At 43.7% G+C, this 26,208-nt stretch carries 25 protein-coding genes and 1 tRNA gene; 1 reads left to right on the forward strand and 25 read right to left on the reverse strand.

Annotation, left to right across the window (positions count from 1 at the left end; translation table 11 throughout):
- Positions 1 to 13: 13 nt before the first annotated feature.
- The 18 genes from ileS to BXO88_RS03480 all read right to left on the reverse strand — a co-directional run bounded on the left by ileS (position 14) and on the right by BXO88_RS03480 (position 17,418).
- Positions 14 to 3,265: an isoleucine--tRNA ligase gene (gene ileS, locus BXO88_RS03400; RefSeq protein WP_078036363.1), complete on the reverse strand. Its 3,252-nt coding sequence runs from the start codon at positions 3,263 to 3,265 to the stop codon at positions 14 to 16.
- A gap of 93 nt (positions 3,266 to 3,358) precedes the next feature.
- Positions 3,359 to 3,511, reverse strand: coding sequence for a hypothetical protein (locus BXO88_RS16440; protein WP_168171604.1), 153 nt, complete (start codon positions 3,509 to 3,511; stop codon positions 3,359 to 3,361).
- Positions 3,512 to 3,623: 112 nt separating this feature from the next.
- A complete protein-coding gene (locus BXO88_RS03405; protein WP_078036364.1) occupies positions 3,624 to 4,037 on the reverse strand; it encodes a PTS transporter subunit EIIB in 414 nt (137 codons plus the stop codon).
- A gap of 13 nt (positions 4,038 to 4,050) precedes the next feature.
- The gene (locus tag BXO88_RS03410; protein ID WP_078036365.1) at positions 4,051 to 4,959 is read right to left on the reverse strand and encodes a LysR family transcriptional regulator; all 909 of its coding nucleotides are present in this window, start codon (positions 4,957 to 4,959) and stop codon (positions 4,051 to 4,053) included.
- A gap of 97 nt (positions 4,960 to 5,056) precedes the next feature.
- Positions 5,057 to 5,980 carry a hypothetical protein gene (locus BXO88_RS03415; RefSeq protein ID WP_078036366.1) on the reverse strand — a complete coding sequence of 308 codons (924 nt, stop codon included), beginning with the start codon at positions 5,978 to 5,980 and terminating at the stop codon, positions 5,057 to 5,059.
- Between the two features lie 112 nt (positions 5,981 to 6,092).
- The gene (locus BXO88_RS03420) at positions 6,093 to 7,076 is read right to left on the reverse strand and encodes a diaminopimelate dehydrogenase (protein WP_078036367.1); all 984 of its coding nucleotides are present in this window, start codon (positions 7,074 to 7,076) and stop codon (positions 6,093 to 6,095) included.
- Positions 7,077 to 7,177: 101 nt separating this feature from the next.
- Positions 7,178 to 8,416 carry an alanyl-tRNA editing protein gene (locus tag BXO88_RS03425; protein ID WP_078036368.1) on the reverse strand — a complete coding sequence of 413 codons (1,239 nt, stop codon included), beginning with the start codon at positions 8,414 to 8,416 and terminating at the stop codon, positions 7,178 to 7,180.
- A 35-nt stretch (positions 8,417 to 8,451) separates the two neighbouring features.
- Positions 8,452 to 10,275: an aminopeptidase P family protein gene (locus BXO88_RS03430; RefSeq protein ID WP_078036369.1), complete on the reverse strand. Its 1,824-nt coding sequence runs from the start codon at positions 10,273 to 10,275 to the stop codon at positions 8,452 to 8,454.
- Positions 10,276 to 10,355: 80 nt separating this feature from the next.
- Entirely contained in the window at positions 10,356 to 11,162 is an 807-nt protein-coding gene (locus BXO88_RS03435) for a Cof-type HAD-IIB family hydrolase (protein ID WP_078036370.1), read from the reverse strand.
- A gap of 158 nt (positions 11,163 to 11,320) precedes the next feature.
- Positions 11,321 to 11,752 carry an aspartate carbamoyltransferase regulatory subunit gene (locus BXO88_RS03440; RefSeq protein ID WP_044995161.1) on the reverse strand — a complete coding sequence of 144 codons (432 nt, stop codon included), beginning with the start codon at positions 11,750 to 11,752 and terminating at the stop codon, positions 11,321 to 11,323.
- Positions 11,753 to 11,764: 12 nt separating this feature from the next.
- Positions 11,765 to 12,691 carry an aspartate carbamoyltransferase gene (gene pyrB, locus BXO88_RS03445; RefSeq protein WP_078036371.1) on the reverse strand — a complete coding sequence of 309 codons (927 nt, stop codon included), beginning with the start codon at positions 12,689 to 12,691 and terminating at the stop codon, positions 11,765 to 11,767.
- A 35-nt stretch (positions 12,692 to 12,726) separates the two neighbouring features.
- Positions 12,727 to 13,362 (reverse strand): orotate phosphoribosyltransferase, encoded by a 636-nt coding sequence (gene pyrE / locus BXO88_RS03450; protein WP_078036372.1) that lies wholly within the window; start codon positions 13,360 to 13,362, stop codon positions 12,727 to 12,729.
- A 22-nt stretch (positions 13,363 to 13,384) separates the two neighbouring features.
- Positions 13,385 to 14,083, reverse strand: a complete 699-nt coding sequence (gene pyrF, locus BXO88_RS03455) for an orotidine-5'-phosphate decarboxylase (RefSeq protein WP_078036389.1) — start codon at positions 14,081 to 14,083, stop codon at positions 13,385 to 13,387.
- A gap of 159 nt (positions 14,084 to 14,242) precedes the next feature.
- On the reverse strand, positions 14,243 to 15,154 hold the full coding sequence (locus tag BXO88_RS03460) for a dihydroorotate dehydrogenase (RefSeq protein WP_078036373.1): 912 nt from the start codon (positions 15,152 to 15,154) through the stop codon (positions 14,243 to 14,245).
- Positions 15,148 to 15,870: a dihydroorotate dehydrogenase electron transfer subunit gene (locus tag BXO88_RS03465; RefSeq protein WP_078036374.1), complete on the reverse strand. Its 723-nt coding sequence runs from the start codon at positions 15,868 to 15,870 to the stop codon at positions 15,148 to 15,150. The genes BXO88_RS03460 and BXO88_RS03465 overlap by 7 nt, the downstream gene beginning before the upstream one ends.
- 23 nt (positions 15,871 to 15,893) lie before the next feature.
- The gene (locus tag BXO88_RS03470) at positions 15,894 to 16,112 is read right to left on the reverse strand and encodes a hypothetical protein (protein ID WP_078036375.1); all 219 of its coding nucleotides are present in this window, start codon (positions 16,110 to 16,112) and stop codon (positions 15,894 to 15,896) included.
- Between the two features lie 137 nt (positions 16,113 to 16,249).
- A complete protein-coding gene (locus tag BXO88_RS03475) occupies positions 16,250 to 16,522 on the reverse strand; it encodes a type II toxin-antitoxin system HicB family antitoxin (protein ID WP_078036376.1) in 273 nt (90 codons plus the stop codon).
- 8 nt (positions 16,523 to 16,530) lie between these two features.
- The gene (locus BXO88_RS03480; protein WP_078036377.1) at positions 16,531 to 17,418 is read right to left on the reverse strand and encodes a helix-turn-helix transcriptional regulator; all 888 of its coding nucleotides are present in this window, start codon (positions 17,416 to 17,418) and stop codon (positions 16,531 to 16,533) included.
- 214 nt (positions 17,419 to 17,632) lie between these two features.
- On the opposite strand from BXO88_RS03480, the gene BXO88_RS03485 reads away from it, so the two are divergent.
- Positions 17,633 to 18,418, forward strand: a complete 786-nt coding sequence (locus BXO88_RS03485; protein WP_078036378.1) for a type III pantothenate kinase — start codon at positions 17,633 to 17,635, stop codon at positions 18,416 to 18,418.
- 219 nt (positions 18,419 to 18,637) lie between these two features.
- On the opposite strand, the gene tgt is transcribed toward BXO88_RS03485, so the two are convergent.
- The 7 genes from tgt to BXO88_RS03520 all read right to left on the reverse strand — a co-directional run bounded on the left by tgt (position 18,638) and on the right by BXO88_RS03520 (position 26,060).
- Complete coding sequence (gene tgt / locus BXO88_RS03490) at positions 18,638 to 19,819, reverse strand: tRNA guanosine(34) transglycosylase Tgt (RefSeq protein WP_078036379.1); 1,182 nt, start codon at positions 19,817 to 19,819, stop codon at positions 18,638 to 18,640.
- Positions 19,820 to 20,142: 323 nt separating this feature from the next.
- Positions 20,143 to 22,332, reverse strand: a complete 2,190-nt coding sequence (gene secD / locus BXO88_RS03495) for a protein translocase subunit SecD (protein WP_078036380.1) — start codon at positions 22,330 to 22,332, stop codon at positions 20,143 to 20,145.
- Between the two features lie 136 nt (positions 22,333 to 22,468).
- Positions 22,469 to 22,996: a signal peptidase II gene (locus tag BXO88_RS03500; RefSeq protein WP_078036381.1), complete on the reverse strand. Its 528-nt coding sequence runs from the start codon at positions 22,994 to 22,996 to the stop codon at positions 22,469 to 22,471.
- A gap of 83 nt (positions 22,997 to 23,079) precedes the next feature.
- Positions 23,080 to 24,156 (reverse strand): MocR-like pyridoxine biosynthesis transcription factor PdxR, encoded by a 1,077-nt coding sequence (gene pdxR / locus BXO88_RS03505; protein ID WP_078036382.1) that lies wholly within the window; start codon positions 24,154 to 24,156, stop codon positions 23,080 to 23,082.
- 19 nt (positions 24,157 to 24,175) lie between these two features.
- Positions 24,176 to 25,075, reverse strand: coding sequence for an AraC family transcriptional regulator (locus tag BXO88_RS03510; protein ID WP_168171605.1), 900 nt, complete (start codon positions 25,073 to 25,075; stop codon positions 24,176 to 24,178).
- 148 nt (positions 25,076 to 25,223) lie between these two features.
- The gene (locus BXO88_RS03515; RefSeq protein ID WP_078036384.1) at positions 25,224 to 25,835 is read right to left on the reverse strand and encodes a manganese efflux pump MntP; all 612 of its coding nucleotides are present in this window, start codon (positions 25,833 to 25,835) and stop codon (positions 25,224 to 25,226) included.
- Positions 25,836 to 25,987: 152 nt separating this feature from the next.
- A tRNA-Val gene (locus tag BXO88_RS03520) sits at positions 25,988 to 26,060 on the reverse strand.
- Positions 26,061 to 26,208: the final 148 nt, after the last annotated feature.

Consider the following 26,208-nt stretch of genomic DNA (forward strand, 5'->3'; position numbering starts at 1 on the left):
CGAATGTAACAGCTTAGATTTTCTCAACGGCAAGAGTAAGATTCTCACCATTGATATCCCATGCCTTTTCATAGCCCTGAGACATATTGTAAACGATGGCATCAGCCATAACTATACGAATGATCTCTTCCTCATTGTTTCTCATGAGGCCAGCCATCTTATCGTTATCCTTTACATACACCTTGATATGATCCATTACCTCGAATCCGGCCTCCTTACGCATGGTCTGGATCTTGGAAATGATCTCTCTTACAAATCCCTCTTCTATAAGCTCAGGTGTAAGGTTTGTATCGAGTACTACGGTAAGAGCATTGTCCTCTTCAGTTACAAATCCGTCCTTCTCAGCAACATCGATGAGAAGATCGTCCTTTGTAAGCTCCACCTCTGTATCACCATCTACATTGAACTTGAGCACTCCCTCTGTTTCAAGTTCATCCATAGCCTTAGAGCCGTCTACCTCTGTAAGGTATGTACGGATAGCATTGAGATGCTTTCCATACTTAGGTCCGACTGTCTTGAGCTGTGGCTTGAATGTATATGAAGTGAACTTTCTGAGATCATCCTGGAAGTTCACGTTCTTAACATTAAGCTCGTCCTCGATGATGCTGATGAAATACTCATCAAGCGCTGTCTCGGACTTGACATACATGTTTCCGATAGGCTGACGATTCTTAACAGCTGCTGTATTTCTTGCAGCACGTCCGAGAATTACGATCTTCAATACCTTATCCATGCTTGCCTCAAGCTCAAGGTCGATCATTGACTCATCAACTGTAGGGAAATCGCACAGATGTACTGACTTCTTTGCAGCTGAATCCACTGAGCAAACGAGGTTACGATAGATGGACTCTGTAATAAACGGAACCATCGGAGCCGCAGCCTTTGAGAATGTTACAAGAGTTGTGTAAAGGGTCATATAAGCATTGATCTTGTCCTGCTCCATACCCTTTGCCCAGAAACGCTCTCTCGAACGGCGAACATACCAGTTAGACATATCATCGGCAAATTCCTGCATAGCATTAGCAGCTTCAGGAATTCTGAAGTTTGAAAGATTGTCATCAACAGCCTTTACCACAGAGTTAAGCTTGCTGAGGAGCCACTTATCCATAACACCTAACTTGTCATACTCGAGTGAGTACTTAGTTGGGTCAAAATTGTCAATGTTCGCATAAAGTACGAAGAACGCATATGTATTCCATAATGTTGAAAGGAACTTTCGCTGTCCCTCGACAACTGCCTTATCATGGAATCTGTTAGGAAGCCATGGAGCAGAGTTTGTATAGAAGAACCATCTGATCGCATCAGCGCCGTGCTTCTTTAATGCATCCATAGGATCAACAGCATTACCCTTTGACTTACTCATCTTCTGTCCGTTCTCATCCTGAACGTGTCCAAGAACAAGTACGTTCTCATAAGGAGCCTTGTTGAAGAGGATGGTGCTCTCCGCAAGAAGTGAATAGAACCAGCCTCTTGTCTGATCTACAGCCTCACAGATGAACTGTGCCGGGAACTGAGCCTCGAAAAGCTCCTTGTTCTCAAATGGATAATGATGCTGTGCATATGGCATAGCTCCTGAATCGAACCAGCAGTCAATAACCTCTGGTACTCTCTTCATGTCTCCGCCGCAGTGAGGGCACTTACATGTAAGCTTGTCTACATAAGGCTTATGAAGCTCGATGTGCTCATATCCGACATAATCCGAGCTGTAGCCTTCCTTACCTGAGGCCTTTAACTCAGCGAGAACATCCTCATAGTTGTAAGCCATCTCTCTGAGTTCCTGAATAGAGCCGATAGCATGCTTCTCGCCACAATCCTTACATACCCAGATATTGAGCGGTGTACCCCAGTAACGGTTACGTGAAAGGCCCCAGTCCTGAACATTCTCGATCCAAGCACCGAAACGACCTGTACCGATGGTCTCCGGGAACCACTTGACTGTAGCGTTATTCTTTACGAGGTCATCCTTTACTGCACTCATCTTGATGAACCATGACTCTCTTGCATAGTAAATGAGCGGTGTATCACATCTCCAGCAGTGCGGATATGAGTGAGTGAACTTAGGAGCGTCAAAAAGAAGCTTTCTTGATGAAAGATCCTTCAGTACCTCAGGATCACAGCTTACAGCTCCTTCAGCAATCTCCTTCTCTGTAGGTTTGCAGCGCATACCTGCGAAAGGAGTCTCAGCTGTCATGCATCCGCTCTCATCAACGAACTTAACAAGAGGCATATCATGCTCACGTCCTACACGGGCATCATCCTCACCGAATGCAGGAGCCTGGTGAACGATACCTGTACCGTCCTCAGCTGTTACGTATGCATCTGATACTACGTAGTGAGCTCTCTTATGCTGCTTTGCGGCAACATCCGCAGCGCACTGATAAAGCGGCTCATAGTCGATACCTTCAAGGTCTGTACCCTTATAAGTCTCCAGAATCTCGTAGGCCTTCTCACCTTCAGCTGCAAGAGGAGAAAGAACCTTGTCAAGAAGAGCTGACGCAAGAATATATGTATATCCGTCCGCTGCCTTTACCTTTGCGTACTCAAGATCAGGGTTAACACAGAGTGCGGTATTGGATGGAAGTGTCCATGGTGTTGTTGTCCATGCAAGGAAATAGAAATCCTTATCCTTTGCCTTGAAACGAACTATGGCAGAACGCTCATTGAGCTCCTTATAACCCTGCGCTACTTCGTGGCTGGAAAGAGGTGTTCCGCAACGAGGACAGTAAGGTACTACCTTGAATCCCTCATAGAGAAGTCCCTTCTTCCAGATTTCCTTGAGAGCCCACCACTCTGACTCGATGAAGTCATCATGATATGTTACATACGGATCGTCCATATCTGCCCAGAAGCCTACCTTATAGGAGAAATCCTCCCACATACCCTTGTACTTCCAGACATTTTCTTTACATAAATCAATAAAAGGCGCAACTCCATACTTCTCGATCTGTTCCTTACCATTGATTCCGATCGATTTCTCAACCTCAAGCTCTACAGGAAGACCGTGTGTATCCCAACCGGCCTTTCTCGGAACCATGGCACCTTTCATAGCATGGAATCTTGGAATCATGTCCTTGAAAGCACGAGTCTCAACATGTCCGATGTGAGGTTTTCCATTTGCGGTTGGAGGACCGTCGTAGAATACGTAAGAAGGATCTCCTTCATGCTCCTTGATGGAATCTTCAAAGATATGATTCTGTCTCCAGAACTCCTCAACCTCATTCTCGCGCTCTACGAAGTTCATGTTTGTATCAACTTTTTTAAACATCAGCGCCTTTTCTCCTTAAACATTTATTTAAACCGAAAAATGGGTAAACTTCGGTCTTTAGCGTACTAATTATATAAAACTCACCCTATAAAATCAAGCAAACACAGGGATTAAATCCCCTTTGGATAACTCTGAGTTATATCTTATAAAGCCATGGATAATGTAAAATTTTACTGATATTTCATCAGTATCAGCCTGAAAAGATATGTATCCCTTCCTTTTTCCGTTTTTTTCGATCTGCCTCAATCTTTACCTGCAAAAAAAAAACTGCAGCTTTCAGTTTATCCCGAAAGCTGCAGACTTTTAAATCTCAATTATATTCATTTAATGTCAGCAATAAAATTCACACACTGACGCTTCAGGCCACAGGCTCGATCAGCTTCTTAAGCTCCGTCTCTACAGGCTCCGCCTCAGATCCGATGATGATATGAACAGCTGTCTTACTTGGTCTCAGAACTCCTCCTACCTTTGCAGCTCTGATCTTTTTCTCATCTACGGCACCGTACTCGTTTATCTGAACCTTCAGGCGGGCACCGTCATGCTCGACCTTCTGCACATTACTGCTGCCTCCGAGACCTTCCAGTATGATTCGCGCAACCTCTTCCATATCCGCCTTGTTATCCAAAGTAATATGAAGCTTGTCATCCTCTGCGATCTTCATGGAAAGCTTATCGGCATTTTTACGTTTGATGGATCTGTAAATGCTGTAACCGATCATTACAGCCACCACCGCCGCAACAGCGGCAATGATCAATATCATATCTCTATCCATAATGGTCTCCTACTTACACTGCCTGAGTCTCATACTTTTTGAGCTCTGCAACATAACGTTCACCCAGCTCACTGAGTGGAATCTTCTTTTTCTTGATATAGCCTATGGTCATCTTCTCATTTGTGTCGAGCTTTACAGTGGTATACTCATCGCCGTTAAGCTCCTGACAGATGATGCCTGAACAAAGTGTGTATCCGTTCAATCCCACCATGAGATTGAGGGCCGTTGCTCTGTCATCGCACTTGATGATCTGTTTATAATCATAGGTGCTGAGAACCTCTTCCGCAAAATAGAAGGAGTTATGCTCTCCCTGATAAAAACTGAGGCAAGGATAATGTCTCAGATCGTCCATGGTGATGAGCTCCTTCTTCGCCATAGGATTGCCCTTACTCATAAATACATAAATATTGCAGTCGAAAAGGGGAACAAACTCCAGAGAATCCTCTCTAAGTATCTTACCCACTACCTTACTGTTAAAATCATTCATGTATATAACGCCAACCTCGGAAGTCTGATTTTTCACATCATTGATTACTTCTATGGTCTTTGTCTCTTTTACGGCGAACTCATAGGTATCCATGCCGAATTCTCTAGCAAGATGTATAAATGCCTCAACAGCAAAGGTGTAATGCTGCATGGAAACCGCAAACTTCTTTTTGCGGGTCCCAACATTAACATATTTATCCTCCATGAGCTGATACTGCTCGACTATCTGCCTAGCATATCCGAGGAACTCCTCTCCCTCTGCGGTGATAACTATACCTCGGTTGGATCTCAGGAATATTTCTAATCCTATCTCCTTTTCCAGCTCCTTGATGGCAGCGGATAATGAAGGCTGTGTGATAAAAAGATGCTTTGCAGCTTCATTCATAGAGCCGCAGTCAGCTACAGCGATAACCTGCTTTAACTGCTGTAATGTCATAATTTTCTCCATGGGTCATACACGGATCAGATTTACCGTAATTCGTATATGACCCTCCCAAAATATCTTGATGTTGCCAGTGTAAGCTCTGACTGCACTACTTCTTAATAAATGAATATGATATATATCCGGCAGGATCTATATGGATATGATCTGCCATCCACGTCTCATGTCCGGAACCGATGATAGCCGCAGGACGCATAGTGCTCACTGTGCCGTCTTCGTTTAAATACTCTATAGCCGCATCACTTCTGAAACAGCCATCTCCCTCATATAACTTGCTTCCCATGGATCCATCGGCATTTCTCTCATAAAGTCTCATGAAAGCATAGGTATACCATGAAAAACCATTTGCCTTTTCAGGAACGATCTGATAGCTTCCTGTAGGTCTCTGGGAAAACTCCGCATAAAGATCGGGATTCTTCACCAAAAGCTCACGATAGATATAAACTTTATCATCAAGCTTCTCTATGGGCTTATTTGATGTCATCCTGGAGCCGTTAAAGGCAAGCTTTGTTCCGTCAGGAGCAGTTGTATCTATAAGTGCAGCCCCGTCTTCTCCAACATAGAAATTCCCGACCTGCCTTGATACAGCCATTATCCCTGTTTTAGGTTCGAAATAATAGAATTTTCCATTATCGATGATCCAGCCGGAAGCCGCTTTTCCCTTCTCATAATAGAACTTATTTCCGTCGAAGTCGGTATACCAGCCTTCAAAAAGCTTCTCCTCTCCGGTCAAAGTGTCGATGCTGTAGAGACGGGCAGTCCCATCCCCCTGCTCCTCCCATGTGAGGCATTCATCCTGACAAAAGGTATTTGAAGATGCTGATGCATTTACTGCCGCAGCAGCTGATGCCAATGCCTCTGCAGAAGCATACTGAAGCTCCGATGCAGATGCCTCGCCCCCTGCAGCATAAGTTACGGCAGGACTTTCTTCAGCCATCACACATGGTGCCGCCATGGTCGAAAGCGCAGCAGCGGCAATAACCGCCGCAAGGCACATTTTTTTCTTTCTATACATAATTTGATTTCCCATCAATAATATCACTTACTATCATAAGCCCGACTTTCACTGTTCTCCTATATAAGTGAAAGTCAGGCTTACTGAATGATTCTTAATTTCTGATCAAAAATCAAAGAAGAGTATGTCTCTGCTCTTCCTCTGACTTAGGATTAAGATACTTAGGTGCTACGTCAAATACTGTGATACAGCCGGTCTCACCCTTATTAGCCATACGATAAACCGCTCTTCCGTAAGCCGCAAGAACAGAGCCGGTGAACTCAGGGTTCGAATCAAGCTTCAGGCTGTACTCGATGAGTTCATGATGCTGACCCTCATCTCCTGTCACACCTGATCTCATAACGAATCCTCCATGTGGAAGCTCCGCATGATTCTTCTTCATCTCCTCTTCTGAAATGAAGTGGATGGTGACATCATAATCCGCATAGTAATCAGGCATGGTCTTTATGGTCTCTTCAACCTTTGCAGCATCTGCACCTTCCTCAAGAACCACAAATACCTCTCTCTTATGCATCTCTCTAGCTGTAAACTCAGGCTGCTTGCCGCTTCTTACAGCATCCATAGCTTCTCCAACAGGAAGTGTATATGAACGAGCATCCTTGACACCCTCAACTCTTCTTGCTGCATCACTATGTCCCTGAGATACTCCCTTACCCCAGAATGTATAATGCTTTCCTGCCGGAAGAACAGACTCAGCATAGATTCTCGCAATAGAGAACATACCCGGATCCCATCCGCAGGAGATCATAGCAAGCTTACCGCCCTCCTTTGCTGCCGCATCAACTGCCGCAAAGTGCTGAGGTACCTTTGGATGTGTATCGAAACTGTCGATAACATTAAAATACTTTGCATACTCCGGTGTCTGCTTTGGAAGATCTGTAGCAGAACCGCCGCATATCATCAAAACATCGATCTGGTCCTTATACTCGAGGATGTTGTCAACAGTGTCAACCTTAACACCCTCTGTGTTGATCTTAACTGTAGAAGGATCACGACGTGTAAAAACTGCAACCAGCTTTTCGTCTTCGTTACGCTTAATGGCACTCTCGATTCCACGGGAAAGGTTGCCATATCCAAGTAAACCAATTCTAATCATGTTTTCTCTCCTATTGAGTAAGTCTATAACACCGCGTTACAAAACACCTGAATATTATAACATAGAGAAGGTGCCTCGCAATAATTATATTTTCATGACACTTATTTAAATATATCCGTCATGGCTTTCCTTATCTTCTCTTCAGTGCTTACCGCACTTCCCTGGATCATTTCCTTCTGTCCGCCACCACGTCCGTTAACAAGAGAATTGAAATCCTTTACATGGCTTCGGACATCCTCTGTCTCTGAACCTATGACATAGTTCCATGATGAATCCACATCACAGGCCCTGGCATCCACATCCTTAAGGCCGAAAACTCCTACAACCTTAGCCTTTGTATGCTTCATAAAGTAGTCACAGCACTTACGGAGTTCCACATTGTTCATGCCTTCTTCCACATCCACAAGAACCCCTGTAAAATCCTTCAGAATCTCCGCCTTCATGGCATAATATCTCTGATTCAGCTCAGCGATACGCCTGTCCTTTGCGGCACTCTGTTCCATATGCTGTCTAACTGCCTCCTTAACCTCTGATGGAGCAAAGGAAAGCATATGGGAAAGTTCCAAAAGGTCATTGTGTTTGTTTCTGTAATCCTGAATGGCATCCTTTCCGCAGAAGAGCTCGACTCTTACTCCGCCCTTATGTCCGAGAACCGACAGAATCTTGATGATACCTATTTCCCCTGTGGTCATCACATGAGTACCGCAGCAGGCGCAAAGATCCGCACCCCCGAGATCCACCAGTCTGACATCTCCCTTCAGGGCTTTCTTGGAACGGAAGTCAATATCCATAAGCTCTGTTTCGGAGGGCCAGATCTGATCAACAGCTCTGTTTGCAAGTACCACTTCATTGGCCTCTTCCTCTATCTTCATGAGCTGCTCCCAGGTGAGAGCTCCGTCAAAGTCGATAGTCATGACATCGCTCATATGGAAGCCAACATTGTTATATCCATAATGCTTATGTACAAGACCGGAAACTATATGTTCACCACTGTGGTTACGTGAGTTTCTCATTCTCCTCTCCCAGTCGATAATGCAGTGATAAGCTTTGCCGGCTTCCAGAGCCCTGTCAACGGTATGCAGGATACGGACAGAAACATTGCCCCTTTCATCCATAAGCTTTTCTCCTGTTTCCGGGTCCTTAAGAGCCTCCTCCTGAACATCAGACACTAATGCTTCCCCGATCATTCCATGGTCTGCCGCCTGTCCGCCCCCCTCAGGATAAAACCCATGGGCATCAAGCTCCACCTGATACAGTCCGTCCTTTTCCACACATGAAATAACTGTGGCATCAAATTCCTTTATATAAGGAAACTGATAGTAAAGTGCGTTCTTCTCCAAATTATATCTCCTCCTGTATTGTGAGATGTTTTATATCAGACCTCTCTGGTCGCGAACTTCAGCCACTGGAGCTTCTCTCCCTCAAAGTATGGTGAAAGCTTTTCATAAACCTCCCTGTGGTAAGCATTGAGAAGCTCTATATCTCTCTTTTCCATGAGACTTAGATCTACTGCATCAAGATCATATGGTGCCATGGTAATGAACTCAAAGCAAAGGAATGTTCCGAAATCATTAGTCTGCCACTTCTTAACGAGAGTCAGGTTTTCGGTACGGATACCATGACTTCCTTCTATATAAAGTCCGGGCTCATCAGAGGTGATATTACCTTCGCAAAGGGCTGTATCCTCCATTCGTCCCGGTGCCTTACGGTAACGGATAGCATTTGGTCTCTCATGGACATTCAGGCAGAAACCTACTCCGTGGCCTGTTCCGTGGTTGAAGTTCATGCCCTCGCGCCAGAACACCTCTCTGGCCGCAAGATCAACGGTTATTCCCGAAGATCCCTGAAGGAATTTCACATCTCCGAGACGGAGGTGTGCCATAAGCACCATGGTATAATGCTTACGTTCCTCACCTGTGACAGGTCCCATAGCTATGGTTCTCGTTATGTCTGTGGTTCCCTCAGGATACTGTCCGCCTGAGTCCACGAGGTAAAGTCCATGTGGCTCGATCTTTGAAAAGCTCTCGGAAGTTGGCGCATAATGAGGAAGGGCAGCGTTTTCGCCATAGGCTGAAATAGTTGTGAAGCTAGGCTCTATATAGCCCTCCTGTTCCTTTCTGAAGTTCTCAAGAACCGCTGCAGTGTTCCACTCATTTATTTCGTCTTCCCCGAGGAGCTCCCTGGCTTCCTCTGTAAGCTTTCCGTCCTCATCAAAAGCGTGCTTCATGAAATAGAGATAGTTGGTGATGGCAACACCGTCCTTTATATGGGCCTTTTTCATGTTCTCGATCTCAACAGGATTCTTACGGGACTTCCAAAATGAACTGGGAAGCATCTCGTCAACTATAGTGTTTGATGAGTCTATGTCTGAGATGGTCTCAAAATTGGTCCTGCCCTTTTCGAGAAGAACTGTACGGTTTCTTAAAGCCTTCACATCAGAATAGAAGCTGTCATAATCCTTAAGCTCCACCTTAAGTCCTGAAAGGTATGCTTCGGTCTCTTCATCAAAATCCTTCCTGTTGGCATAGAGCTTTGCGCAATCCATATCTATCATGAGATAGGAAAGGAATACAGGATTACATGGTATATCATCACCTCGTAAGTTAAGTATCCATGCGATGTCATCAAGACTTGTGACAATATGAAGATCAGCCTCCTGTTCTTTCATATAGTCTCTTATATCATTAAGCTTTTCAGCCGCGCTCTTTCCTGTGAACTGCTCGCCAAGTATCCATACTCTGGATTCCGAAAGCTCCGGTCTTCTTTCCCATATGAGTCCTACGAGATCGTCTCCCGCATGTACAGAAGCTCTCTTTTTTGAAAGCTTCATCTGAAGTTTATCTCCGTGCTCGAAATCAACACATCTTCCGTCAAATCCGAGGATTCCTCCTTCCGGAGTTTTTTCTAAAAGAAACTCATCGAGTGAAGGAACTCCCGGCTCACCCATCTTCATGAGCTCCACATCTTTTCCGGAAAGCTCCTTCTCTGCCTGAATGAAGTATCTTCCGTCGGTAAAGAGTGCCGCCGTATCTCCGGTTACAACGAGATTACCCTCTCCGGTAAATCCCGAAAGATAATGTATAGCCCTGAAATAATCTCCCACATATTCACTCTGGTGAAAATCATCAGTCGGAACGAGATACACATCGATACCTCTTTTATTCATTTCCCCACGAAGTTTATCAAGCTGTAAATTCATTTAGTTTCTCCTTATATAGTCCAGGCTATGTCGCCATGAATCTTTGATTTATTAAAGCCTGTAGATCTGTCTTAAGATCTTTAAATCAATCCGAAGTGAACAAGGGCATTTCTGATTCCATCCTTATCTATGTCATCGGTTATGTAATCCGCTGCCTCTTTTGCTTCGGGAACAGCATTGCCCATGGCTATGCCCACATGGACCTTCTCAAGCATCTCCACATCATTGGAGCTGTCACCAAAGGCATAAGTATCCATAAGTCTTATACCGAAATGTTCACAGAGGTGTTTGATTCCTTCAGCCTTACTGTACTCTGCCTCCACCACATCTGCACCATATTCCTTTGAGAACATCATGACATTAAGCTCCGGAAAAGCATACTGAAGCTCCTTTCCCCCTGATCTCTCACCATAGTACGCAAGTGATCTGACAGGAAGCTTTAGAAGCTTTTTCGGATCATCAAAGTGTCTGTGCATATCCGTTTTGAAATAAACCTTATCAAAGTAGAGCACTTTATCAGGACATACAAAATAATCAACATCATCTATATGAACGCCGATAGGCATTTCATGCTTTTCGCAGAACTCAAGCACTCTGTTAAGAAGCTCTTTATCCATACGGTGATCCATAAGTATATCGTCCTCAAGCTCCACCATGGTCCCGTTCATATGTATCAATGCATCAGGATCAACTTCTCTCAAATACTCAATCGAGGTTCTGTTCTTCATATCTCTTCCGGATGCTATAGCCACGAGATATCCGTTTTCCTTTAGTTTTTCTATACTCTCCATAGCAGAAGGTGTGATTTTCCATGTGTTATGGTCAAGTAATGTATGATCAAGGTCAAACGCAACAAGCCCCTTGTACTTTTTCTCTTTATTTTCCATATTTCCTCTTTCTGAAATACACCCTTTCGATCAATTTAGTTTAGTTTGAAAAAACACTAAAGTCAAACTGACCTACTGAAAAAGCCGGAACAAAGAGCGTTTCACTCTCATGTTCCGGCTTTTAAGTAACATATGAGGCTGATTATACCGCTGAATACTCAGTTCAGCTCTTCACTTCTCACTATAGTATCGCAGTAGACACAGCGATAAAGTGCCTTTGTACGATCAACGATCTTAAACACCTGAGGAAGCTCCTGCTCCACGGAAGTGATACAACGCGGGTTCTTACACTTAAGAACATTAGTAAGCGTCTCGGGAAGAGAAAGAGTCTTCTTTTCTACACGCTTTCCATCCTTTATATAGTTAACTGTAATTCCCGGATCGATGTATCCAAGAACATCAAGATCGATATCAAGGTCCTCTGAGATTTTCACGATGTCCTTCTTTCCCATGACATGCGAAGTACAGTTCTGGATGAGTGCCACCTGAGATCCAAGCTTGTCGAGGTGCAGATACTTATATACCAGCATAGCCTTTCCGGCTCTGATGTGGTCAAGCACGATGCCATTTTCGATTCCATCTACGTTCATTTTTACCCCCCCTTACTTATCAAGCCCTAAAAGATACAGTATAAGTGCCATTCGCATCTGCTTTCCGCAGAGTGTCTGATAAAAATATTTAGCCCTCGGATCCTTGTCAACAGCAACTGAAATTTCATTAACTCTCGGAAGCGGATGAAGTATGGCCATATCACTCTTTGCATTATGGAGCTTTTCCGGTGTAAGGATATAGGTATCCTTCAGACGAAGGTAATCCTCTTCGTTAAAGAAACGTTCCTTCTGAACTCTCGTCATGTAGAGAATATCAAGCTTGGGAATGGCATCTTCAAGAGACTTTGTCTCCTCGAACTCTACTCCTGCCTCCTTCAGCTTATCAAGCTCATACTCAGGAATACGGAGCTCCTTGGGAGAGATAAGTATGTACTTGTTGTCAGGATAGCGGAGCATGGCGTCAATAAGCGAATGAACGGTTCTTCCGAACTTCAGGTCTCCACAGAGTCCCAGTGTGATACCGCTGAGAGAACCTCTGGTTCTTCTTATGGTCAGGAGATCCGCAAGAGTCTGTGTGGGGTGGAAATGTCCACCGTCCCCGGCATTGATGAACGGTACAGTGGTATGCATTGACGCAACCACAGGTGCACCCTCCTTGGGATGACGCATGACCATGATATCCACATAGTTTGACATTACGGAAATCGTATCTGCTACAGACTCGCCCTTTGAAGCGCTGGAGCTGGATGCTCCCGCAAAACCGAGAACCTGACCGCCAAGGCCCAGCATCGCAGACTCAAAGCTCAGTCTGGTTCTTGTGGAAGGCTCATAGAAAAGGGTCGCAAGCTGCTTATGTGCACAGCGATCCTGATACTTTTCCGGATTCTTCTCGATATCATCGGCGAGATCCATAAGGTGGTCGAGCTCGTCAACAGAAAGATCCAGAATATTGATAATGCTTCTCCGATTTGTCTCCATAATTACTATTCTCCTTCTATATTTTTATTCAGATCTCAGTTTCTCCAGGATTCATCGGATGGATTGTCACGGAACTTAAGGAGCTTTGCTTCATCCTCAGGCTTAATGTAGTTCTCCTGAACTGCCACCTTTACAAGTGTATCGAGATCGCAGAGGGAGGTATTTTCAATGTTTGCCTCCTTCAGTCTGTCGATGCCCTTCTGCATACCGTAGGTGAAGATGGAAATGATTCCGAGAACCTCGGCTCCTGCCTCACGGAGAGGATTTACGCAATCAAGCACTGAACCGCCTGTAGAAATGAGGTCCTCGATCACAACCACCTTCTCTCCCTTTTCAAGGCGACCCTCGATCTGATTCTTTCGACCGTGATCCTTGGCTGAGCCTCTTACATATCCCATAGGAAGTCCCAACTTATCTGCGGCGATGGCTGCATGCGCGATTCCTGCGGTACTTGTCCCCTCAAGTGCCTCTGCCTCAGGATAAAGCTCCTTTACCTTCTCAGCTATGGCATCTTCGATAAGTGTACGGACCTCAGGGTAGCTGAGTACCAGACGGTTATCACAGTAGATAGGTGATTTGATACCTGATGCCCAGGTAAATGGGTCATCCGGCTTTAAAAATACTGCCTTGATGGATAAAAGTCCCTTTGCGATTTCTTCTTTAGTAGCCATAATATATCTCCTTTTTTACACTTTAACCAACGAACTCTCTCATTGCTCTCTCATAGGCTTCAACAGGGTTCTCCGCTGCTGTAATGGAGCGTCCCACAACTATGTAATCAGAACCTATCTCCTTTGCCTTTTCAGGTGTTGTGACTCTTGACTGGTCTCCCTTTGCATCTCCCGCAAATCTTATTCCCGGTGTCACGGTCATGAAGCCGGCTCCCACCTCATCATGTATACGTCCCGCCTCAAGTGGTGAACATACTACACCATCAAGCCCTGCGGCCTTTGCATTGGCAGCATACTTGACAACAACATCTGCGATAGGCTGATCTATGAGAAGCTCTTCTGTCATGGTCTCCTGAGATGTGGAGGTGAGCTGTGTAACCGCGATAAGAATGGGTCTGGTGCCGTCTTCTCTGGTGAGACCCTCTACCGCAGCCTTCATCATTTTGATTCCTCCTGATGCATGAACATTGGTCATATCCACTCCGAGGTCACGAAGAGACTGCATTCCCCCCTTAACAGTGTTGGGAATATCGTGAAGCTTCAGATCGAGAAATACCTTATGTCCTCTGTTCTTGATCTCTTTTACGATACTCGGACCTTCAGCATAGAAAAGCTCCATACCTATCTTTACAAAAGGCTTTCTTCCTGTGAACTTATCGAGGAAGCTGTAGGTTTCCTTTGCTCCCGGAAAATCCAGTGCTATGATGACATCTTTTCCCATATTTATCTCCATTCTGCCGGATAAGCCGGCCTGATTTCTGTTGCTCATCGACGCTGTATGTCAAAGCTCCTGTACATACATCGGCATTTTATATAGAGTGACACCCTGCCAACGAGCAGTTTAACGCTCATTCAGATAGTGTCCTTCTGAAATGCTTCATCAATCGATACATCCTATGATGTCGCTTATTTTTTCTATATTCAATTCCTGAAGAAGCTCCGGCAGTTCTTCGATGATCTTCTTGCAGGCGAAAGGATCCACCAGATTTGCGGCTCCTACTTCAACTGCACTGGCTCCTGCCATCATCATCTCAACCACATCCTTTGCACTTGAAACGCCTCCCATTCCGATAACAGGAAGTTTAACAGCCTTGCTTACCTGATAGACCATTCTGACAGCCACAGGGAATATGGCAGGACCTGAGAAGCCTCCCATCTTATTTGCGATCACCGGCTGTCGGCGTCTGATATCTATCCTCATGCCAAGAAGCGTATTGATAAGTGCGAGACCGTCAGCTCCCGCAGCCTCCGCAGCCTTTGCTATGGATACTATATCAGTGACATTAGGACTTAACTTTATATAAACCGGCTTCTTCGCCACCTTCTTGACTTCTTTTGTAACCAAAGCCACATTCTCTGCGCTTGTTCCGAAGGCCATTCCTCCACCATGAACGTTGGGGCATGAAACATTGACCTCAAGTATACCAACCTCTTTAACCTCACTCATGGCTTCCGCAAGCTTCACATATTCAGGAACACTGAAGCCCGAAATATTCGCTATGAGCGGCTTATGATAATGCTTAGCAAGTTCAGGTATCTCCTCCCTGATGACGGTGTCCATGCCGGGATTCTGAAGTCCTACGGAATTGATCATTCCCTGATAACACTCTGCGATTCTGGGAAGTTCATTTCCGTAACGCTCCTCCACTGTGGTTCCCTTGAAGGAAATAGAACCTAAAATATTTAGATCGTAAAGATCCCTGTATTCCTTTCCGAATCCGAAGGTACCCGATGCCGGTATCACCGGATTACTGAGCTTTATTCCGGAAAGTTCCGTTGTGATGTCTACCATGCTATCTCCTCCATCATGAATATAGGTCCATCCTTGCAGACTCTCTTGAATCCGGTCTTTGTCTTCTTGCTGCATCCCATGCAGGCTCCGAAGCCGCAGCCCATTCTTGCTTCAAAGCTGAACTGACCGTCTCTTACCACGTTGTAAACAGCCTTTAGCATAGGCTCAGGTCCGCAGCAAAGAGCATAGTCATGATCACCGATTATATCTGTAACGAAACCCTTTGCACCGTAGCTTCCGTCTACTGTCGCAACATTTACAGGTACACCCAGAGCCTTGAACTCAGACTCATAGAAAACATCGTCCTTTGTATTGAATCCAAGTGCCACATATGGTGTGATACCGATTTTCTTAAGTTCCTTTGCAAGAGCATACATAGGAGGAACTCCTACTCCACCACCCGCGATAACCGGATTCTTCGGAATCTTTCTAAGATCATATCCGTTTCCGAGACCTGTGAGGGCGCTAATGTAATCCCCCGGTTCCATATAGCTTAGATCCTCGGTTCCTTCTCCCACAACCTTATAAATAAGTGTAAGCCTGTTCTCTGACCAGTCACAAACTGATATGGGGCGTCTCAGATATCTTCCCGGAATGGAGATCTCCACAAACTGTCCCGGCCTTTTGATATCACTGGTATCACCGTCCAATGTCATCTTGAAGATGTCCCCTGTGAGGGGTTCATTGGTCAGTATCTTGAACTCAACATCTTTCATTTAAATCTCCTGACTTTAACTTTTTAGGGCATAAAAAAACCAGCCTTAAACAAATGTAAAAAAACATTTGTTAAGTCTGGAATATTAAACAAACCGTCCATTTCATAAACGGCAGCCTTACAATTTGCAATTGTGAAATTTCTGAACCATAAAAACGGGACACGAAATGCGGAAATGAAAATACCTCGGCCCTTTGAGCCGCTGCCTTTCATATCAAGTGCATTTTCGATAAGAGTGTACATACATCCTCCTACAAGTGCCGTCTTCAAGTTCCGACATAATATAGCACATGGTGTCGAATCACGCAAGTGCGAATGAACAGTTTTCCTTTCAGAAAAACTGCCATATCGTTCCGGAGTTTTGCTGAAGCAAAACTCCTTCACTCATCCCAGCCTTCTCTGGGCATGATGATCATCATTTCCACGAAACGCTCATCCTTGTCGAGAACTATGTCGTCTTTATGTGTTACCGCAGGGAGGTCGTTCGTATCAGCCAGTTCAAGCTGTATCCAGTCGATAGCATTGGCTCTGGCATCCGCAAGAGCCTCCTCTTCTGTAGGGCCCTCGCCATAGCACTGGTCAAGATCGAAATAATCCACTCTGTAGCTTCCATCTGATTTTTTCTTTATCTTTGCCGGGTAATAAAATGTCATACCTTATATCAATCCTCCTTACCAAACTGTTTACGGAACTTATGCGGAGTTTCACCTGTTACGGAACGGAAAATCTTTATGAAGTTTCCTATATTATGAAAACCGCAATCCTCTGCGATCTCATATACATGAGTATCCGTATCTCTAAGAAGTCTGGAAGCCTGCTCCACCCTGTATCTGTTAATATAATCAAGCGGTGAAACACCTGTTACACTTCCGAAAAATCTAATGAAATACTGCTCATTAAGACCGGTCAGTTCAGACAGGTTACGTATATACAGTTTTTCCTTATAATGCTCACGTATGTAATTTATAGAATCCTTGATGGCTCTTACCTGCTTCTCACCATCCGTATCCTCCTTATCCTGTACCATACCGAAGGAGTCAATGAGTGCGATGATATGAAGCAGATCCGCCTTTACCATAAGCTGGTCAGAGACGGAATCCAATACAAACTTACGGACACTGACCGTATCTGTAGCTCCCTTTGTTCCATACTCTCGATATCTACGAACCATATCATTGAAGGATCTCAGGATCTGAAGAAATCCAAAATCCGATACAGTTATAAATTCGGAGAATTTTATAGTACCGTTCTTTAATGGATATAGCAAGGCCTCATTCACAGGATCCGTTTCTTTTTGGAAACACAGTTCATTAAGATCTAATTTTATGGAATACTCAACACCCTTTTCATCCAGAGATTCAAGTTTACGGATAACCCCTGCATTTACTATACAGAAGCACTCATCTGTGATGTCATATTCTTTTAGATTAAGCATCAGTTTATAATGCCCGTTTTTGAAATAAATAATCTCAGGCTCATCATGCCAGTCCAGACCAACGTCCAGCTTTTCATCCTGACTGTTGAGCGACTCATAGAGTATTGCTGCCATCACTTCTCCAATTCAAAACCAACTTAAACAATTACACAGGTACACTTTTATATAAAGTCATGATAACATAATTTTTTTGCTGCATCAAACCTTATTACGTGGCTAAAATCTTACAAAAATCATTTTTTTGTAAATTTGCATATTCTTTTGCATTGTACCTTCTGTTGCGTTATATTCTTATTATGTTTTTTATAATACTTTTTGGGGGGATTCTATGATTTTAGCTGTAGATTGCGGTAATACTCACACAAAAATTGGATGCATCGATAACGGAAAGGTTATTGATCCGGTAATTCGACTTGAAACTAATCGAAAGAAAACCATGTACGAGTATGCTTCAGATATCGACCGAATCCTCAGTCTCACTCATCTTAAGGATACTCCGGTAGAAGGTGTCATCATATCCTGCGTGGTTCCCCCACTTGCCGATGTCCTTTCAGGAGCACTTAAGCTCGTCACAGGAAAGACAGCTATACTGGTGGGTGCCGGAGTAAAGTCGGGAATGCGTATTCAGATCGACGATCCGGGAACCATCGCTTCAAACCTTGTATGCGCAGCCGTAGGTGCAAAGCATCTGTATGATCTTCCCGCCATAATCATTAACATGGGAACGGCTACAACCATTACGGTAGTCAATGAAGAGGGCACATATATAGGCGGAGTCATCATGCCAGGCGTTACCCTTTCGATGGATGCTCTTACATCTGGCACCTCTCTTCTACCTTCCATAGATGTGGCAGCTCCAAAAAAGATCATATGCACGCAGACCATGGATGCCATGAAAGCCGGAATCATATATGGATCGGCGGGAGCTCTTGATGGAATTCTGGATAGATTTATAAAGGAGCTCAGTACCCCGTCTCCCACCATTATCGCAACCGGAGGCATCGCACACGTTATCACCAGACATACAAATCACCAGATAATACTGGATGAAGATCTTCTCCTAAAAGGACTCTGGTACATCTGGTGCCTGAATCAGGATAAAAGAAAGAAATGATATGTCTTACCTTTTTTCCGGAAAAGCACTGATTAGTTCAATGTTTCTTCATTGAGTAAAGTGGCACGGATCTTCAGCATATAAGATATTCTGGTCACACCCGGCAGGAAAATACTTTACTCAGTTTATTCCTGAAAAACTTATATTACAAAAAACCGGATACTATATAAGGCAACACCTTATATAGTATCCGGTTAAATTTTTTATGCTGATGTTTCCTTATTCTTCGCCTCTATCATAGGTTCCGAGATCCGAAAGAGCCTTGGTCTTCCACTCATCCCAGCTTCCACCACGGATAGCACCGCGGATCTCTTCTGTAAGATGATTATAGAAATAAAGATTGTGAAGCACACACATGCGCATTCCAAGCATTTCCTTTGCCTTAAGAAGGTGACGGATATATGCTCTGCTGTATCCACCGGTGTAAGTTCCGTCAGCTCGTTTCTGTCCTGCGCATACAGGACACATACATCCCTCTTCTATAGGTCTTTCATCGAGCTCATACTTCTGATTGAAAAGATTGATCTTACCCTTATGTGTATAAACATGTCCATGTCTTCCGTTTCTTGAAGGATAAACACAATCAAAGAAATCTATACCTCTGTCAACAGCTTCGATTATATTGGCAGGTGTTCCTACACCCATAAGGTATGTAGGCTTGTTCTTTGGAAGGTGAGGTACAACTTCATCAAGAACATGATACATCTGTTCATGGGTCTCACCAACAGCAAGTCCTCCTACTGCATAACCATCCAGATCCATACGACTGATAGTCTCAGCATGCTGTATACGGATATCATCGAATACTCCACCCTGATTGATACCGAAAAGAAGCTGCTCTTTATTAACTGTATCCGGAAGACTATTAAGTCTTGCCATCTCCTTCTTACATCTCTCCAGCCATCTGGTGGTTCTCTCAACAGAAGGCACTATGTACTGACGGTCTGCAAGTGCCGGAGGACATTCATCAAAAGCCATGGCTATGGTTGATCCGAGATTTGACTGGATCTGCATTGACTCCTCCGGACCCATAAAGATCTTTCTTCCGTCTATATGGCTATGGAAGTAAACTCCTTCTTCCTTTATCTTACGACCCGTACCTGCAAGTGAAAATACCTGGAATCCGCCTGAATCTGTAAGTATCGGACGATCCCAGTTCATGAATTTATGGAGTCCTCCGAATTTCTTGATAAGTGGATCTCCGGTCCTTACATGAAGGTGATAAGTATTGGATAATTCCACCTGTGTGCCAATGTTTCTTAGATCATCTGTTGACACACCGCCTTTTATGGCAGCAACTGTACCCACGTTCATAAATACAGGTGTCTCAATAGTGCCATGTACGGTCTCCATATGCGCCGACTTGGCACGACCGCTTGTCTTTACAATTTCATATTTCATTTTCTGAACCTCTATTTCTTGATTCAACAAACCTGCTTACCGGGGAAGCAGCCCGGAGCTTTAAATAAAAACATAAGTCCTACGCATTGCTTCGCATACGCTTTCGCAATGCTACAGAAATCTCGAATTCGCGCTATCGCGCTACTTCTCGATTTCTGTTGTCGTGCCAAATGGCGATGAATCCTTACAAGCAAGCTTGACGAATTCATCGCCGCTTGGCACAGGACTTATACACTAAAAAAGACCGACTCTAAAGAGTCGGTCTCTAATTTATAAAAATATTCCAATTCCGTCAAGTCCATCGACCTGTACGAATTTTTCAATTAATTGTTTGCAGCCTTCTTTGCTGTCTTTGCCTCTGCCTTAGCAGCCTTTTCCCTTGCTATCTTATCTGTTCTTCTCTTCTTTGCCCAATTTGAAAGGTCAAACCAGAGTGGACCTGCAATAGTAATTGAAGACCATGCACCGGCTGCGATACCTACCATGAGTGGCAGTGTAAAGTCACGGATAGAAGATACACCGAGTATATAAAGCACGATAACCATGATGAAGGTTGTAAGTGAGGTATTGATGGAACGTGTGAGTGTCTGTGAAATGGCAGTATTTACACAAGCTCCAACATCCTTCTTCATATCAGGATCTGCAAGGTTCTCTCTGATACGGTCAAATACAACGATAGTAGCATTGATAGAGTAACCTACAATGGTGAGGATACAAGCAATGAAGGTTGAACCTACTGCCCACTTGAGTCCTGCATAGAAAGCTACTGTAACAAGTACATCATGTGTAAGCGCAAGAACTGATGCTGACGCAAACTTTATGTCCTTGAATCGGATCCAGATATAGATCAGCATGCAGATGATGGCAATAACAAATGCCCAAACCGCATCGATCTTCATCTCTCTTGAAACCGCACCGGAGATGTTCTCTGTGGTGATCTTGTTCTCATCTACTGAGAATGCATCAACGAGATCCTTGTAAAGCTTTGTACGCTCCTCTGTTGTAAGTGTTCTTGTCTTGATGATGACCTCATTGGTACCTGAAACCTTTGAAGCCATTACAGAAGCATCTCCGCCTGTTACCTCCTTGAATATAGGAGAAACCTTTGCATCGATCTCTTCAAGAGAAAGATCCTCATTGAAAGTAACGTTGGTTGATGAACCTCCCTGGAAATCAAGATCATAGTTGAAGAGATTTCCGATAGAAGCCTTGTTCATTCCAAGGAATACAAAACCTGTTACGATAACGATAGCTGATACTGTATATGCTATCTTACGGAACTTGATGAAATCAATCACCTTGATTTCCTTACGTACTCCGTAAAGCTTAGGACTTGTTGCACCGAACTGTACGAAGCACCAGAGCAGTCCGCGAGTCACGAAAAGCGCTGTAATAAGAGAAATGACGATACCGATTGCAAGAGTTGTTGCAAATCCCTTAACAGTACCTGAACCTCTGAGGTAAAGCACTGCCGCAGCTATAAGTGTTGTGATGTTTCCATCAAGGATAGCTGAAAGAGCCTTGCTGTAACCTGCCTTGATAGCTCCCTCTACGCTGTTTCCGAGACCAAGCTCTTCTTTGATACGTGTAAAGATGATGACATTGGCATCAACCGCCATACCGATGGAAAGAATGATACCGGCGATACCTGGAAGTGTAAGTGTAACTTCAAACGCCTGAAGTATAACAAGCTCAAGACCTGTATACATGATAAGTGCAAGTGAAGCTGTAAATCCCGGAAGGAGATATACAAGTACCATGAAAAGCATTACAAGTCCGAGACCGATTGCACCGGCTTTAAGAGATGTTGATATAGCCTCCTGACCGAGTGTAGCACCGATAACATTGGATCTAAGCTCTGTAAGCTGTACAGGAAGTGCACCGATACGGATCGTTGATGCGATCCTTGTTGCTTCCTCGTAATCTGTAAGTCCTGTTATGGATGCCTGTCCGCCTGAGATAGCCTCCTGAACTGTAGGAGCTGAGATAACACTGTCATTATAAATAATGAAGATAGGCTTTCCTACGTTTGCTGCAGTGGCATCTGCGAACTTTGTTGCACCGGCTTCATTGAATGTGAGCTGGATGATGTACTCGTTCTTACCGTTGTTGTTTGTCATACCTGCAGTAGCATTCTTAACATCATCACCTGTGAGAAGGATGTTTCCGCTTGAATCTGCGAACTGAAGTGTACCCGGCTCACCGAGCTCTGCAAGAATCTCGTTTGCATCTGTTGCACCAGGAATATCAATGTTTATACGATTGCTTCCCTCCTGGTAAACCTGAGCCTCTGTTGAATAGCCCTGTGCCTTCAGCTGAAGCTTGTAAATCGTATCGGACATCTGCTCTGATGTCGGATTCGGATCAACTGTCTGATAAGTGATAGAAACACCACCGTTCAGATCGAGACCCAGTTTAATGTCTCCTGCGCCGTTCACTCCCAAGAAACAGAAACCGGCTGTGATTGCCAGAATCAGGAGTAGTGTGAGCGCTCCCTTAAGCTTGTTGTTCATTGGAATATCTTCCTTTTTTGTAAATATTTACCGTGGCGACATAAGAAAAACAGTCATTTTTCTACGCCAACAGCAAACGATATTATAACAAACCTGCTTGTTTCTGACAAGAAATTAATAGCCGGCAGTAGCTTCGTCACTCATCCCTACCGAACAGTGAAGCTAACGCATATATGATTCCACCCACATAGATGGCGATGTCTCCGATATTGACTATAAGTGTCTTAAGCCCGCTCACCTGAATATTGAGATAGTCTGTAACCTTTCCATTTACTATGCGATCCAGAACATTGGACAAAGCACCCCCGATAACTATTGCTATACCCAGCTTTCTAAGCTTATATCGATTGGGATAAAAGCTTGTAAGATACTGAAGCCCGCCTGTAAGAAACCCGACTGCAGCAACAGAACTCAGCTTTACAAACTCAGGATGCTGTCCCAAATGTCCTCTGGAAAACCCGGGGTTATGTGCTCTCATGATCTTTACATATCCCTTTGAATGAGGCATCTCTCTCGGGAAGTTCGACTCCGGTTCTGTATCTATAGCACTTTTTACCATCTGATCAACTGCACATATGATACCCGCCAGACTAAGAAGATGAATAAATTCACTGCTTATATCCCAAAAGAAGTGAGTTGTCCTAAGATTTTTCAAAACACCCATTATGCCCTCCGCACTTTTCAAATCTGATAAAAGTCTGAATACTTCAACAAACCTGAATACCTAAGATATGAAGATTATACCACTTATCTTCTTTCCTGACGACGTTTGCGTCTTACTCTGTTAATATGCCTTTCGAAATCCCCACTATTAAGAAATTCTGCCAGAACATACTGATCGTACATAGGTACGGTACAGGAATAAAAATCTATCTTTTTCCTCAGACTTCTCGAAAGCTCCTTTGGCAGTACCATATATCCTATTCTCACAGCCGGAGAAAGAGTCTTTGTAAATGTATTCAGATAAATCACTGTCCTGTCAGGCTCAAGGGAAAATAATGTATCCTCAGATTTTGTTGATGGTGAAAACTCAGAAGCATAATCATCCTCTATGATCATCGCATCACGATTCTTCGCCCAGGTTATATACTCCTGTCGTTTTCCGGCAGTTGCAGTCACACCGCTCGGAAAACTGTCAAAGGGTGTCACATGAAGTACCTGTGCCTGAGATGCTCTGAGCTCACTGGAATGAATTCCTCTTGTTCCGAGTTTCAGAAATTCCAGTCTTACGCCGTTAGCGGCATAGACCCGCCTTATTTTCTCATAGGATGGATTTTCAAGAGCATATAGTTTGTCTCTTCCAAGCATCTGTACAATCAGACCATACAGATATTCGGAGCCGGCTCCGATCAGGATCTGCTCACTGCTTACATTTATGCCCCTGCTTCGCTGAAGATAGCGTGCGATGCTTTCCCTTAAAAAAAGTGACCCCGCATTGGGGGACTTTTCCAGAATTCTTTCACCGTATTCAGCCAGAACCCTTCTCATGGTTCTGGCAAAGCTTGGAAATGACAGAGAATAGAGGTTTTCTTCATACTTGTCAGTGATAACTTTTTCATGATATGAAGGATAATATTCGTCACCTATTGAAAAAGAATCCTCGGAGGTATAGCTTACGAAATATCCGCTTCTTTCTCTTGCCTCAATATATCCCTCATCAGCCAGAAGCGCATATGCATGCTCTACTGTTATCACGCTGGTATCTGTCTCATCCGCCATCATTCTTTTGGACGGTAGTTTTTCACCATTCTTATAATATCCATTTATTATATGATCTCTAAGCTTAGTGTAGATTCTGAGATATGCCGCAGGCTTTCCTTCCATTTTTTTATCTGTAACCTCTTTAGCGTTTATATTTTTCTCTGTAATCCGTCGGCGTGATACCCTTAGATTCCCTGAAGGTCTTTGCAAAATAGCTCATATCCTGAAATCCGCAGTCAATAGCGATATCAACTATTTTCTCATCGGAAACCTGAAGCATTTCCGCCGCTTTTCTTATGCGATAATTCTTAACATACTGTATGGGCGTAGTCCCAAGCATATTATGGAAACATCTCATAGCCTCAGACTCACTGATCTCAGCACTTTCCGACAGTACCGAAACATTGAGATCATCCCTGTAATGCTCATCAATATAGTCCAGCATAATTCGTATACGTTCAGCATCCTTGGCTTCTTTAGATGAAACAGTACGTGGTTCAGATGTACTGTGGGCAGACAAGAGGAAGATGATCTGAGATATGATGGCTATAGCTCCCAAATCATTACATTCCTCACAGTCAATGCAGAGTTCCCAGCAATTCGTCATAAGCCTGAGGATTTCCTTATGCCATGCAACTTCTGATGACAATGCAGTTCCTCTAAAGGCATCATTACTGAACAATGGAGCAATATAATTACTGTAGAATATACTGTCCGGAGAATCCGGCTCAAGTCTCGGATCAAATACAATGGTTTTAATGATACATTCACCTGTGGTTTCCGGAGCCTGCCGACAGGCATTCAGAGCACCTGAATTAACAAAAAATCCCTCTCCTTCCTTCAACAGATATCTTTCAGCCTCGACGCTTACCTCTATCTCTCCGCTTATAACGAGCCCAATTTCCAGCCCTTCCTGCCAATGCCACGGAATCTCTGCTCTCTCCAGATTCTTCTCATAAAAAGAAACGGGAATCTGGTTGGATTCCTGTTTTAACAGAATGTTTCCCTTTTCGATTACATAGTTAATACTTGATATCGCCATGCCTTTCTCCATAAATATAACATGATGCAGTTCAAGAAATGTAATAAATCATGACAATATTATCATATCAGTTTTAAATGACTTTGACAAACACAATAGCTATACCGCTTGTTGTCACAAGATACTGTATTCAGCGAGAGGTTTTTAATTATATTGCGAAAAATATTTCCAATCCGATTCCAATCAGGATAAGACCGCCAAATATATCAGCTTTGTTACTGAGCTTAGTTCCTGCCACTCTTCCTATCTTAAGACCGGCTATACAAATAACAAATGTTGTCACTGCAATCAGAACTGTACATATCATGGCCTCTGCCAAATGATACTCAGCTATAGTAAAGCCGACTGATAAAGCATCTATGGAGGTTGCTATTCCTTGCATTATCAAGGTACTATAGGTAATCTTTGTGATTTCCCCTTTTTCATACGGCTTTACATACTCATTTGGATTTGTATCCTCTTTCTTTTTGATTCCCTCAAAGATCATCTTTCCACCGATATACGAAAGAAGTATCAATGCTATCCATGGGATAAATTTTTGAAATGACTGAAAGTAAAGGACTATAGTATGTACGCAAATCCAACCGACCATAGGCATAAACCACTGAAAGAATGCAAAGCAGCCGGCAATTCGCACCATCTCTGCCTTTTTCATTTTCGTATCGTTGAGACCATTGGCAAGAGAAACGGAAAATGCATCCATGGCAAGTCCCACTCCGAGAATGATACTGTTAAAGATAAATGCAACTGTCAAATTCATATACTAGGCTCCCAAAATAAAAAAAGTGGCATCGCTGCCACACATAAAATCTAGTCTAAATATAAATTATCTCCCACACATATTTGGTTAGTCAATTATAACTATAATCAGTTGTATAAAAAAAGCAGGACCCATGTCCTGCTAATAAAAAATGGGGCCTACAGGGCTCGAACCTGTGACCCCCTGCTTGTAAGGCAGATGCTCTCCCAGCTGAGCTAAGACCCCATTCAAAACAAATATCATGCCTTGAAAACTGTACACCACATGTTAATAAACTATTCTCAGTAATCCATCTTCTCTTATCCAGCAAATTCAACCTATTGGTCAAACCCTCGACCTATTAGTAACTATCACCTGAATGCTTTACAGCACT

The organism is Oribacterium sp. C9, from assembly GCF_002007235.1.
Classification (GTDB): domain Bacteria; phylum Bacillota; class Clostridia; order Lachnospirales; family Lachnospiraceae; genus Oribacterium.

Excerpts from the sequence above, each read along its gene's own strand:
- BXO88_RS03405 (WP_078036364.1), bottom strand. The coding sequence starts at position 4,037 with ATGGATAGAGATATGATATTGATCATTGCCGCTGTTGCGGCGGTGGTG.
- BXO88_RS03500 (WP_078036381.1), bottom strand. The coding sequence starts at position 22,996 with ATGGGTGTTTTGAAAAATCTTAGGACAACTCACTTCTTTTGGGATATA.
- pyrB (WP_078036371.1), bottom strand. The coding sequence starts at position 12,691 with ATGGAGACAAATCGGAGAAGCATTATCAATATTCTGGATCTTTCTGTT.
- BXO88_RS03460 (WP_078036373.1), bottom strand. The coding sequence starts at position 15,154 with ATGGTAGACATCACAACGGAACTTTCCGGAATAAAGCTCAGTAATCCG.
- BXO88_RS03410 (WP_078036365.1), bottom strand. The coding sequence starts at position 4,959 with ATGACATTACAGCAGTTAAAGCAGGTTATCGCTGTAGCTGACTGCGGC.
- secD (WP_078036380.1), bottom strand. The coding sequence starts at position 22,332 with ATGAACAACAAGCTTAAGGGAGCGCTCACACTACTCCTGATTCTGGCA.
- BXO88_RS03485 (WP_078036378.1), top strand. The coding sequence starts at position 17,633 with ATGATTTTAGCTGTAGATTGCGGTAATACTCACACAAAAATTGGATGC.
- BXO88_RS03465 (WP_078036374.1), bottom strand. The coding sequence starts at position 15,870 with ATGAAAGATGTTGAGTTCAAGATACTGACCAATGAACCCCTCACAGGG.
- pdxR (WP_078036382.1), bottom strand. The coding sequence starts at position 24,156 with ATGGAAGGAAAGCCTGCGGCATATCTCAGAATCTACACTAAGCTTAGA.
- BXO88_RS03475 (WP_078036376.1), bottom strand. The coding sequence starts at position 16,522 with ATGACATTTTATTACCCGGCAAAGATAAAGAAAAAATCAGATGGAAGC.
- BXO88_RS03470 (WP_078036375.1), bottom strand. The coding sequence starts at position 16,112 with ATGTACACTCTTATCGAAAATGCACTTGATATGAAAGGCAGCGGCTCA.
- BXO88_RS03480 (WP_078036377.1), bottom strand. The coding sequence starts at position 17,418 with ATGGCAGCAATACTCTATGAGTCGCTCAACAGTCAGGATGAAAAGCTG.
- pyrF (WP_078036389.1), bottom strand. The coding sequence starts at position 14,083 with ATGGGAAAAGATGTCATCATAGCACTGGATTTTCCGGGAGCAAAGGAA.
- BXO88_RS03440 (WP_044995161.1), bottom strand. The coding sequence starts at position 11,752 with ATGAACGTAGATGGAATCGAAAATGGCATCGTGCTTGACCACATCAGA.
- BXO88_RS03420 (WP_078036367.1), bottom strand. The coding sequence starts at position 7,076 with ATGATTAGAATTGGTTTACTTGGATATGGCAACCTTTCCCGTGGAATC.
- BXO88_RS03435 (WP_078036370.1), bottom strand. The coding sequence starts at position 11,162 with ATGGAAAATAAAGAGAAAAAGTACAAGGGGCTTGTTGCGTTTGACCTT.
- BXO88_RS03430 (WP_078036369.1), bottom strand. The coding sequence starts at position 10,275 with ATGAATTTACAGCTTGATAAACTTCGTGGGGAAATGAATAAAAGAGGT.
- BXO88_RS03415 (WP_078036366.1), bottom strand. The coding sequence starts at position 5,980 with ATGTATAGAAAGAAAAAAATGTGCCTTGCGGCGGTTATTGCCGCTGCT.
- pyrE (WP_078036372.1), bottom strand. The coding sequence starts at position 13,362 with ATGGCTACTAAAGAAGAAATCGCAAAGGGACTTTTATCCATCAAGGCA.
- ileS (WP_078036363.1), bottom strand. The coding sequence starts at position 3,265 with ATGTTTAAAAAAGTTGATACAAACATGAACTTCGTAGAGCGCGAGAAT.
- tgt (WP_078036379.1), bottom strand. The coding sequence starts at position 19,819 with ATGAAATATGAAATTGTAAAGACAAGCGGTCGTGCCAAGTCGGCGCAT.
- BXO88_RS03510 (WP_168171605.1), bottom strand. The coding sequence starts at position 25,075 with ATGGCGATATCAAGTATTAACTATGTAATCGAAAAGGGAAACATTCTG.
- BXO88_RS03515 (WP_078036384.1), bottom strand. The coding sequence starts at position 25,835 with ATGAATTTGACAGTTGCATTTATCTTTAACAGTATCATTCTCGGAGTG.